The 11,049-nt window shown below is 60.4% G+C and carries 10 protein-coding genes; 2 read left to right on the top strand and 8 right to left on the bottom strand.

The features are described 5' to 3' along the window. The 5 genes from AC1DH9_RS11505 to AC1DH9_RS11485 form a co-directional block, all read right to left on the bottom strand. A partial coding sequence (locus AC1DH9_RS11505) for a TIM barrel protein (protein WP_477808190.1) occupies positions 1-451 on the bottom strand: 451 nt, incomplete at its 3' end. A 27-nt stretch (positions 452-478) separates the two neighbouring features. Beyond that, positions 479-1,981 (bottom strand): CoA-acylating methylmalonate-semialdehyde dehydrogenase, encoded by a 1,503-nt coding sequence (locus tag AC1DH9_RS11500; RefSeq protein WP_427536510.1) that lies wholly within the window; start codon positions 1,979-1,981, stop codon positions 479-481. 29 nt (positions 1,982-2,010) lie between these two features. Next, a complete protein-coding gene (gene iolB / locus AC1DH9_RS11495; protein WP_427536508.1) occupies positions 2,011-2,820 on the bottom strand; it encodes a 5-deoxy-glucuronate isomerase in 810 nt (269 codons plus the stop codon). Then, entirely contained in the window at positions 2,817-3,710 is an 894-nt protein-coding gene (gene iolE, locus AC1DH9_RS11490) for a myo-inosose-2 dehydratase (RefSeq protein ID WP_427536506.1), read from the bottom strand. The genes iolB and iolE overlap by 4 nt, the downstream gene beginning before the upstream one ends. Positions 3,711-3,861: 151 nt before the next feature. Next, positions 3,862-5,799, bottom strand: coding sequence for a bifunctional 5-dehydro-2-deoxygluconokinase/5-dehydro-2-deoxyphosphogluconate aldolase (locus tag AC1DH9_RS11485; RefSeq protein ID WP_477808189.1), 1,938 nt, complete (start codon positions 5,797-5,799; stop codon positions 3,862-3,864). Positions 5,800-6,111: 312 nt separating this feature from the next. Here AC1DH9_RS11485 and AC1DH9_RS11480 point away from each other — a divergent pair, with 312 nt between their 5' ends. Further along, positions 6,112-7,032, top strand: a complete 921-nt coding sequence (locus tag AC1DH9_RS11480) for a MurR/RpiR family transcriptional regulator (protein ID WP_054596731.1) — start codon at positions 6,112-6,114, stop codon at positions 7,030-7,032. Here AC1DH9_RS11480 and AC1DH9_RS11475 read toward each other — a convergent pair. Continuing rightward, complete coding sequence (locus AC1DH9_RS11475) at positions 7,005-7,907, bottom strand: patatin-like phospholipase family protein (protein ID WP_427536501.1); 903 nt, start codon at positions 7,905-7,907, stop codon at positions 7,005-7,007. The two genes, AC1DH9_RS11480 and AC1DH9_RS11475, sit on opposite strands and share 28 nt — an antisense overlap. Positions 7,908-8,039: 132 nt before the next feature. Here AC1DH9_RS11475 and AC1DH9_RS11470 point away from each other — a divergent pair, with 132 nt between their 5' ends. Further along, on the top strand, positions 8,040-8,651 hold the full coding sequence (locus tag AC1DH9_RS11470) for a glutathione S-transferase (RefSeq protein WP_427536499.1): 612 nt from the start codon (positions 8,040-8,042) through the stop codon (positions 8,649-8,651). 203 nt (positions 8,652-8,854) lie between these two features. On the opposite strand, the gene AC1DH9_RS11465 is transcribed toward AC1DH9_RS11470, so the two are convergent. Beyond that, complete coding sequence (locus AC1DH9_RS11465; RefSeq protein WP_123425406.1) at positions 8,855-9,157, bottom strand: hypothetical protein; 303 nt, start codon at positions 9,155-9,157, stop codon at positions 8,855-8,857. A gap of 526 nt (positions 9,158-9,683) precedes the next feature. Then, positions 9,684-10,757 (bottom strand): diguanylate cyclase, encoded by a 1,074-nt coding sequence (locus AC1DH9_RS11460; RefSeq protein WP_427536497.1) that lies wholly within the window; start codon positions 10,755-10,757, stop codon positions 9,684-9,686. Positions 10,758-11,049 lie beyond the last annotated feature (292 nt).

Here is an 11,049-nt window from a genome sequence, read left to right as displayed (position 1 = left end):
GTGAACACTCCTCGAAACCCAGCGGTTCGATGAAACCGAGAATCCCATGTTCGCGCAGGATCGGCGCCAGTTCACTCAATGCGGTGCGCAGGCCGGCGCTGCGTTCAGCTTCGTTACGCGGGTCGGCGCGATCATTCAGCGGGCACATCACCAAGCCTTGCGCGCCGCAATCACGGGCATAGGCGGCGAGTTTCAAGGCGTGTGCGCGGCGCTCGTCGTTCCACACATCGAACGGGTACAGCGCATTGATCGACAGCACGCTGATCCCGTTGGCCCGGCACAACTGGCGCACACGCTCGGGCGGCGTACCGTCTTCGATTTCGATGCCCTTGAGGTCGTTGCGGATCTCGATGGCCTCGGCTTTCAGGGCTACCGCCAGCTCAATGAATTCCGGCAGCGACAAACGTGGGGCAACCATACGGTTCAGGGCGAAACGCAGGGGCTGGCTCATTATTCTTGTTCTCCGCACTCAAGGTGTTTATTTGGCAGTGGGCATGCTGAACTCAGGGCCTTTGGCGATGCTGTCCGGCCAGCGCTGCATGACGCTTTTGTAGCGGCTGTAGAAACGAATGCCTTCTTCGCCATAGGCATGGTGATCGCCGAACAACGAGCGCTTCCAGCCACCAAACGAGTGCCAGGCCATGGGTACCGGAATCGGTACGTTGATCCCGACCATCCCGACCTTGATGGTGCGGGCAAACGCCCGGGCAATCCCGCCGTCGCTGGTGAAGCACGACACGCCGTTGCCAAACTCATGAGCGTTGATCAGCGCCACGGCGCTGGCGAAATCTGGCACCCGAACGATGCCCAGTACCGGACCGAAAATTTCCTGCTGGTAGATGCTCATCTCGGTCGTGACCTTGTCGAACAGCGTTGCACCGACAAAGAAGCCATTCTCCGCACCCGGCACCTTGAAGCCGCGGCCATCGACAATCAGCTGGGCGCCCTGGGCCACGCCTTGATCGATGAAGCCTTCGACCTTGGCCTTGTGCTCGGCGGTAACCAGCGGCCCCATGTCGCTGTCGCCCTGCATACCGTTGCCGATCTTCAACTGATCGATCCGCGGCAGCAGTTTGGCAATCAACTTGTCGCCAACATCGCCCACAGCCACCGCAATCGAGATCGCCATGCAGCGTTCGCCGGCCGAACCGAATGCAGCACCAATCAACGCATCGGCGGCCTGATCCAGATCGGCGTCGGGCATCACGATCATGTGGTTCTTCGCCCCGCCCAACGCTTGCACACGCTTGCCACGGGCCGTGGCTTGCTGGTGGATGTACTCGGCAATCGGCGTCGAACCGACAAACGAAATGGCTTCGATGTCCGGGTGCTGCAGCAACGCATCGACGGCGCTCTTGTCGCCCTGTACCACGTTGAACACGCCGTCCGGTAACCCGGCTTCGCTGAGCAGGCGTGCCATCAGCAAACTGGCCGACGGATCACGCTCCGAAGGCTTGAGGATGAAGCAGTTGCCGGTGACCAGCGCCAGTGGAATCATCCACAGCGGCACCATCACCGGGAAGTTGAACGGCGTGACCCCGGCGCAAACGCCCAACGGCTGACGCAGGTTCCAGTTGTCGATGCCACCACCGATGTTGTCGCTGAATTCGGTTTTCAGCAGGTTCGGCGCACCGCAGGCGTATTCGACGATCTCGATGCCTCGCGTCACTTCACCACGCGCATCGGAGAGCACCTTGCCGTGTTCGCGGCTGATGATTTCTGCCAGCTCATTGTGATGACGGTCGAGCAGTTCCTTGAACTTGAACATCACCCGCGAGCGGCGCAGCGACGATTGCTCGGACCAGGCCGGAAACGCCCGCAGCGCCGAAGCCACGGCTTCATCGACGGTTTGCTGGCTGGCCAGCCCGACTCGCGCCTGAATCGCGCCAGTGGCCGGATTGAAGACATTGCTGAAGCGCTCACTGCCAGTGTCCTGCACCTGGCCGTTGAGGTAGTGGCCGATAACCGGGGCATCACTCATTGTTATTGTTCTCCGTCAGTCTTCAGAATTCAGAGGTCCAGCAGCCAGCTGTGCTGCGGATCGTTATGGAACTGCCAGACCCGCTTCGGGCCGGCCATGACATTCAGGTAATACGACTCGTAGCCGTAAGGCACGCTGACCGGGTGATAGCCCTTGGGCACCACCACCAGATCGCTGTTTTCCACGGCCATGGCCTGATCGATAGAACGGTCATCGGTGTAAACCCGCTGAAAAACGAAGCCTTGCGGCGGGTTGACCTGGTGGTAATAGGTCTCTTCGAGAAAGCTCTGGTGTGGCAGGTTGTCGGTGTCGTGCTTGTGCGGCGGGTAGCTCGACGAATGCCCGGACGGTGTACGCACTTCCACCACCAGCAGTGAGTGCGCAGGCTCGGTGTCGGGCAGGATGTCGCAGACGTAACGGGTATTGGCGCCCTTGCCGCGCACGCTGCGCTTCATGCTGTCGGGGGTTATCAGCCGTGGGCCTATGCCTGCCGACGCCGAACCGGGAGCAGCGCACACGGCAATCTGTACATCGCTGAGTGCGACTATCTGCGCCTGACTGCCGGGCGGCAGGTAAGCGGCGAACGGTGATTTGTCTTCGAACACCGATTGGCGGTCGCCGATGTTGCTCCAGTTGAACGCGCCCTGCCCTGGCGCTTCACCGCTGACATCAACCCGACCGCTGAGCAGCACCAGGCACAGTTCTTTATCGCCCGCACTGACCGGCAAGGTTTCGCCGAGGCTCAGGCGGTAGGCGCTGAAACCGACGTATTCCAGCGCTCCGGCGGGTAACTCGACCAGGGTTCGGCCCTTGGCGCTGCTCTTGACCAGCAGGCTCATTGTCCGGTCCTCTGATCGAGCAAGGCGCGCAAGGTCTCGTAACCTTTCTTGGCATAGACATAGCTCGGCGCGACGGCCGGATCCTGTTCGGCCTCGACCACCAGCCAGCCGTGATAATCGGCGGCCAGCAATACGTCGAGCAGCGCGGCAAAGTCGATATCACCGTCGCCCGGCACGGTGAACGTGCCGTTGATGATGCAGTCCGGGAAGCTCCAGAGATGGTTGCGCGCCAGTTGCACCACCGGTTTGCGCACGTCCTTGAAATGCACGTGGCAGATGCGCCCGATGTGCTTGCGCAGCACCTCGAGCGGTTCGCCGCCACCCATGTAGCAATGGCCCGAATCGAACAGCAGGCCGACTTCGCTGCCGGTCAGGGACATCAGCTTATCGATGTCTGCCGGCGATTCGACATACGCGCCCATGTGATGGTGATACGCCAGACGCACGCCCCGGGACAGGGTGAAACGTGCCAGCTCGGTGAGCTTGTCGGCGTATTCCTGCCAGGCCTGCTCGGTGTGAAATCGCGGGCGCTCGACCAGAGGAATCCGCTGGCCCTGGATCGAGTCGGCGACTTCGCCGTAGACCAGCACCTTGGCGCCATTTTTCGCCAGCAACTCGACATGGCTGCCAATGGCCTCGATTTCTTCAGCCACCGAACGCCGCGCCAGGCGGCTGGAGTACCAGCCCGASACCAGCGCCAGGTCGTAAGGCCGCAGCACATCRCCGACSCCYTTGGCGTCCTTGGGAAACTTGCCGTTGAGTTCAAAACCTTCGTAGCCAATGTCCTTGCCTTCGCTCAGGGCAGTGCTCAGCGGCGTTTCCCCACCGAGGGCCGGCAGATCGTCGTTGCTCCAGGAGATCGGGTTGATGCCAATTCGGATAGCGGGCATGGCTGCACCTTTTATTGTTTTTACATAACCATTGAATGTGGCGATGAACCCTGTGGGAGCGAGCCTGCTCGCGATGGGGCCTTCAAGGGCGCCAAAAGCATCGCGAGCAGGCTCGCTCCCACAGGTATCGCATTTCAATCAAAAATCAGTTTCAGGCGCGGGCGGTGCGCCAGGCGTTGATCAGTTCGRCAAACGTGCCCTGTACTCTCTGGATCAGCGCTTCGTCATCGATCTCACCGGCCAGCCACGCTCGGCTCGGCTCCTGGAAAATCGTCCGGCCGACTGCAAACCCTCTGCAGGTCTTGCTCTGGCTCGCTTGCGCAAAGCCTTCGGCCAGCGCTGCAGCCGGTGCATTCAGCCCCAGCAGCACCACGCCTCGGCAATAGGGATCGCGCTCCTGGATCAGCTCGTCGAGCTGTTTCCACTCCTCGCGGCTTTGCGCCTCGATCTTCCACCAGGCCGGGAAAATGCCCAGGTTGTACAGGCGTTTGATCGCGCGATAGAGCACGTCCGGATGCGCTGACGGGTGATCCTTGGGCGGGATGATTTCCAGCAGCAACTCATGGCCGCTGACCTGCGCCGCCTGATACAACCCCTTGATCTGCGCTTCCTGTTCCAGACGCAGCAACGGTTCGTCGTCGGGGTGAAATTGCACCAGGCACTTGATGATTTGTTCCTGCGGCCAGGCGATCAGGTTGCTGCCAATCGAACGACCATGTTCGAAGGCCAGTGGCCGTGAACCCTGCACCTCCACCGGACGCGCCACCCACCAGCCGCGACCGGTGGCGGCATTCAGCGAGTCCTGACCGAAACGCTGGTCAGCCAGCAGACCGACATCCGCCTCGATGCCCTGCCGACGCAGGTCCGCTTCGACCCGCTCGACGGCTTTGATGAACAACTGCTTGAGTTCGCCGATGCTGCTCAGCTCGCGACCGCCCTTTTGCGCCAGCTCCACCAGTTGCCCGCGATGGTCGAAGGCAAAAATGAACAGCTGCTTCCAGGTTTTGCGCGGCACGCTGACCTGATGCAGACGTTGCAACACGGCATCCTGATCCGGCCGGGTGATCGGCACCGGGCTGTTGAACAGGTAATCCAGTTCGGCGCGGGTCGGCATCGCCGGGGCGCAGGCGTGGCGAGAAACCACCAGGCCGCCGCAGGCATTGGCCAACTGGCAGCAGCGCTCATCGCTGGCATCCTCCAGCCAACCACTGAGGAAACCCGACATGAACGCATCGCCAGCGCCCAGCACATTGAGCACTTCGACCCGCACACCGGGATAGATCGCGCCGTCTTCGAGACGAACCGGAATCACCCCGTGAATCACCGTGCAGCCTTGCGGCCCGAGCTTGACCACCAGGGTCGCCGCTGTCAGACGACGGACGTTGCGCAGTGCACTCAACAAGTCCTCGCTGCCACCGGCAATCAGGAACTCCTCTTCGGTGCCGACGATCAGGTCGAAACGCGGGAGGATTTTCTGTACGTGCTGGCTGACCTGCTGGTCGGCGACGAAACGGGTTTCGCCATCCGCCTTGCCCGCCAAGCCCCAAAGAACCGGCCGGTAATCAATGTCGAGAATGCGTTTGACGTTGTGCTTTTCGGCGTACTCCAGCGCCTGGATGCTCGCCTTGTAGACGCCGTCGGTAGAGAAATGCGTGCCGGTGATCAGCAAGGCTTTGCTGGAGGCGATAAAGGTTTCGCTGATGTCTTCGGCGCGCAGGGCCATGTMGGCACAGTTTTCGCGGTAGAACACCAACGGAAAGGTTTCGCGGTCCTTGAGGCCCAGCAAAACCATGGCGGTGAGGCGCTCCGGATCGACCTTGATGCCGCTGACGTCGCAGCCTTCACGGGCCAGGGACTCGACCAGGAAACGCCCCATGTGGTCGTCCCCCACCCGGCTGAGCATGGCTGACTTCAGCCCCAACCGGGCCGTGCCGAAGGCGATGTTAGCGGACGAACCTCCGAGGTATTTGGCGAAGCTCGAGACATCCTCCAGCCGTGCACCGACTTGCTGTGCATAGAGGTCGACGCCAAGGCGCCCGAGGCAAATCAGATCCAATTGACGCCCACTGGCAAAACGAGTCTGGCCCATGCTGGCTCCTGTTATTTTTATCAGCCTGCGTTCGGGGCGATGGTGGCGCCGAACGCTTTTGGTGGATGCAGACTAAAACGTGTGGCGCGCACAAATCAATATTTATTCCAATATATTTTTACGTGGAATATTTTTTCCAATAAACTTTTACGGAACCGCCCTAGGCACCGTGCATCGTTTCAGCACGTGTCCGGCTGACCCACGGCTCAAGATTTTATTCACGCCTACCCTGTAGACTGCGCACAGCCAACCTATTGTCATGGGCAACGCTTCACCGAGCGGCCCAATAAGAACAAGCCAGAAGGATCATTTATGTCCCGCACCGATCAGCCGGCTACCGCCGAGACCACGCCGCAAAGCGACCTCGCCAGCCCCCCGATCAATGCCGAACGCTTGCTGCAGCTGATCACCAACGAATACGAAAGCCTGCCGCGGCAGCTCAAACGCATCGCCAGCTACATGAGCCAGCAGAGCGACCGGATCATGGTCGACCGCATCAGCGACATCGCCCGCGAATGCGAAGTGCACCCTTCGGCCATCGTGCGTTTCTCCCAGCGCTTTGGTTTCAGCGGTTTCAGCGAAATGCAGGCGTTGTTTCGCGAGGCGTACACCCACAAAACCACGCCGGTGCAGAACTACCAGCAGCGCATTCGCAGCATGATCGCCAACAAGTCGCAGAAGGCCAGCGGCGGCGACCTGGCGCGCGAGTGCATCAACGCCACGCTGTCAGGCATCGAACGCCTGGGTCTGGAGCTGGATGACCAGTCCTTCGAGAAAGCCGTGGACTTGGTGGTGAATGCCGACAACATCTACGTGGTCGGGGTGCGCCGCTCGTTCGCGGTGGCCGATTACCTGGTGTACAACCTGCAACACACCAACAAGCGCATTCACCTGGTCTCGGGACTGGGCGGCAGCTACCGCGAGCAAATGCGCAGCGTGCGGGCCAATGACCTGGTGATCGCCATCAGCTTCACGCCCTACGGCAAGGAAACCCAGCACTGCCTGCGCATCGCCCAGCACCATCAGGCGAAAACCCTGATCATCACCGACAGCAACCTCTCGCCGCTGGCCAAACGGGCTAACACGGTGCTGCTGGTCAATGAAGGTTCCTCGTTTGCATTCCGCTCCTTGAGTGCAACTTTGTGCCTGTGCCAGGCATTGTTCATCGCCGTGGCCTATCGCCTGGAGCTGAAGATGGATGAGATTCACGAGCAGGTCGGGTTCGAGGACTGACCCTCACCACCATGATGGGTATGGGTGTGGGCCTGCAACGAGCCCGGCACCCCGGCGCGAAGCAACCCGCCGCCGTCAATCCAGGCCTGGGTCGACTGATAAGCGCGCTGCAGCAGTTGATCGGTCTGGGTGAAATCGAACACCGAGATCCCCAGCGGACAGAGCGGCGCGACCACATGGATCGCCGCTCGCGGTGAATACAGTTCAATGTCGCGCACCAGCTGGCGCATGCTCATCAGGTTCAACGTGTGCAGCGCCAACGCCACCAGCCCTGAGGGCGGACTGGGGCAGTCACAACCAAAACCGGTCGGCACCACCACAACCCGCGTCGCGCCCAGGTACACCGCACTGGCAATCGGCGTATTGCTGGCCACGCCGCCGTCGATCAACAGCTTGCCGCCGATCTGCACACACGGAAACACCAATGGAATCGCCGCGCTGGCCAGCAACGCCTGCTCGACACTGCCGCTGGACAGCAGTTCTTCGGCGCCGGTGAGCAAATTGGTGGTGACGATGTGCAGCGGCAGTTCGGTGTCTTCGATCTGCTTGAAGGGCAACGCCCGCCGCACCAGATGTTCCAGCGCCGCAGACTGCAACAGAAAGCCCCGGCGCCGAAAAATCGCCGACAGGCTATCGAACAGCGAAAACGGAAACACATCGGCCTTGCGCAAACCACGCCAGAAGTCCGCCAGCTCGGCCACCCCTTGTGCGTTCGGCTTTGCTGCGAAGTACGCGCCGTTGATGGCGCCGACCGAGGCACCGATCACCATATCGAACGACACGCCCGCTTCGACCAGCGCCTGCAACATGCCGACCTGAACCGCACCGAGGCTGCCGCCACCGGCAAGGACGAGCGCAGTTTTTTCGGCGGGCATGACAGACCTCCAGAAACATCCGGGCACCTAGACTCTCAAGCATAGCGGCTGAGCCCGAGTGCACTGGCGTAGGTCACCGGTTTGCCGCTAAATTGGCGACGCACTGCCTACGCATTATCAAAGGAGCTGTACATGAAGCTGATCGGAATGCTCGATTCACCTTATGTAAGACGCGTCGCCATTAGCCTGAAATCGCTGGACATCCCGTTCGAGCACGCCTCGGTGTCGGTGTTCCGCCAGTTTGCGCAGTTCCAGCAGATCAACCCGGTGGTCAAGGCCCCGACGCTGGTGCTGGACAACGGCGAAGTGCTGATGGATTCGACCTTGATCATCGACTACCTCGAAGCCTTGAGCGGACCGGACAAAAGTCTGATGCCCACGCAACTGGACCAGCGCTCGCGTGCATTGCGGCTGATCGGCCTGGCCCTGGCGGCTTGCGAGAAGTCGGTGCAGATCTACTACGAGCGCACTTTGCGCCCGGCCGAGAAACAGCATGAACCATGGCTGGAACGCATCAGCGGACAGTTGCTGGCGGCGTATTCGGCCCTGGAACAGGAACTGGACAAGCAGCCGCTGAAGACCGACGGTTCCCTCGACCAGGCGGGCATCACCCTCGCCGTGGCCTGGAGCTTCACCAATCTGGTGGTGCCGGATCAGGTCAGTGACGCGCAGTTCCCGAGAATCCGCGCGTTCACCGCCTACGCCGAACAGCTACCGGCGTTCGTCAGCACACCGATTACTTGAAGACCTCCTACAGAACCAGGCCACTAGGGCTAATGCCATTCAGTGAATGGCAATACGTTCTGTAAAACGAAGCAAGACTCGTGTGGGAGCGAGCCTGCTCGCGATGACGGTGTATCAGCCAACATAGATGTTGTATGTGATGGCCTCATCGCGAGCAGGCTCGCTCCCACAGGTTTCGCGCTTTAACTGATTGCCGGTAGCCGCTAGGGCTTGGCTTTGTACCCTTCCTCCAACTGCCCCACCCGCAGCTGAATCACCTCCAGCACCGCACAACCCTCACGGGTGAGCAAATGCACGCCGCGGGTGACGCGGGTCAGGTCGCAATCGGAAATGCCCTTGAGGGAAAGGCTGGTCAAGGTGTCCATCAGGTCGCGAACCACCGTGAAACGATGTGCGGCGCAGGCGGCCAGGTCGCTGAGCTCTTTGTGGGTGTTGATGAAGAGCACGGGGTTTGCGGAGTCGTAGGTGTCGACGGGGAGATAGCGAGGCATGACTTGGTCGTTCATGGTTTTTACTCTTTGTTGAGCTTCCACCATTCGCGGCCAAACGAGAGAGGTGGCAGCTGTGCGAGGGTTGGCCGACCGGTAACGACCACACCGGCACACCCAAAGGTGTCCCGCACACAGCTGCCATAACACGATGTTGCAAACACAAAAAAAGCGTCTGCTACGGTGTTTTTGACGCTGAAGCGTGGTCATCGTCCGACCGGCCAAGGTCGTTCGCGGATTCTTTCAGCGAGCTCGAACTATAGGGCCCGACGCTGAAACGCGGCAACAGGGTACGGTGTCGGAAAGGTCTTGGAAAGTTGTGGGGGGATTTTGAGGACTGTGCGCCCCACCGATCCTCCGTAGCAGCTGCCGAGCCTGCGAGGCTGCGTTAGGTCTGGGCCGCATCCGGACGCAGCGGTCGTAAAATCCGACAACGCGTTTTTTCAGGTAAACCGCGTACGCAGGATTTGCGAGGACTTCGTCCTCGAACGCAGCCTCGCGGGCTCGGCAGTTGCTACGACGGTCTGCGCTTGTCTATGCGTATTCAAACCAACCCCATCGCCACTCGCTGCACCAGCCCATCGGCATGACAGATCACCCGGTTACGCCCGGTGGTCTTGGCGGCATACAGCGCCTCATCGGCATCGTTGAGCCATTGCATGGCTTCAGTGTGCATCGGGTCGAACGCGGCCAGGCCAATGCTCAGGCTGACTTTCAACGCCGGATTCTGCTCGTAACCCAGCCCCGAAAACCGATCGCGCAAGGCGTCCATCGCCTGGGCCGCGTGGGCCAGTGGCACGTCGGGCAGGATCACGCAGAACTCGTCACCGCCATAGCGCCCGGCCACATCACTGGCGCGCAGGTTTTGCTTGAGAACTTTGCTCAATTGACGCAACACGATATCGCCGGCCACATGCCCGTAGGTGTCGTTGATGATCTTGAAGTGGTCGATGTCGATCAAGGCAATTGCACCGCCCCGCTGCTGGCGCTGACAACGCTGGAACTCGACCTCCAGCGCATCTTTCCAGGCGCCGTGGTTCAACAGCCCGGTGAGGCTGTCGGTGCGGCTCAGGGCCAGCAGTTCGCGTTTGCGTTTGCCCAGTGTGTGGGCCTGACGAAAGCAGATCCAGCCCAACACCAAGGGGTAAAACGTCAGCAACGGTAAACAGGCATACAACTGACCAGGGCTGGTTTGCGGGATTAACACCGGAAAGAAAACCAGCAACCCGACACCCACGCCCAACAGCTGAGCCACCGTGCCAACGAGTAGAAAACGCAGGCCTCCAATGGCGACGTTGTTCATCGCCATCATCGACAACGTGGCAGTGCTGGGTAAGGGGTTGAACTGCATGGCCGCGACCCAGAATCCGCCCATGAACGCGTCGATCAGAATATTCCGGTGTTCGGCGTGATAAGGCGTGGGCGAGCGGCGCGCCCATTGATAGGCCAGGTGCGGCCAGACGAGACCGTTGAACAGCATCAGCGCCAACAGCCAATGCGGCGGTTTGAGTGGAATGATCGCCGCGCCCACGCAGAGCAGGCCCAGGACCATTCCCAGGATTCGCGATGTGTAAAGCCTCCGTGCCAGTGAAAGTCCCTTTCCTCCGTTATGGTGCATAAGGGGACAAAGCTCCTCTTCACTACTACTKACCTGAAACTTCGAGTAACTCGGACAGGGATGTCTGGAAGTCTATCAGGGCGCAATCAAATAGCCATCACCGCTTGGCGGCCCGGAATAGCCCTGCCGGCAGGCCCACTGTCGAAATTTTGACTATAAATGACAAAGAACCCGGGCTTGAACACACACCCGAAGGCTGCGTTCGGCTCAGGCTGCGTTCAGACGTAGCAGTCGCAAAATGGTGGACTCGATTGTGTCAGGCATACCAAATCATTCCTGTTTACGACTGCTT

The sequence above is a fragment of the Pseudomonas sp. 05T35 genome (assembly GCF_056396605.1).
This window is presented reverse-complemented; position numbering and strand designations above follow the sequence as displayed.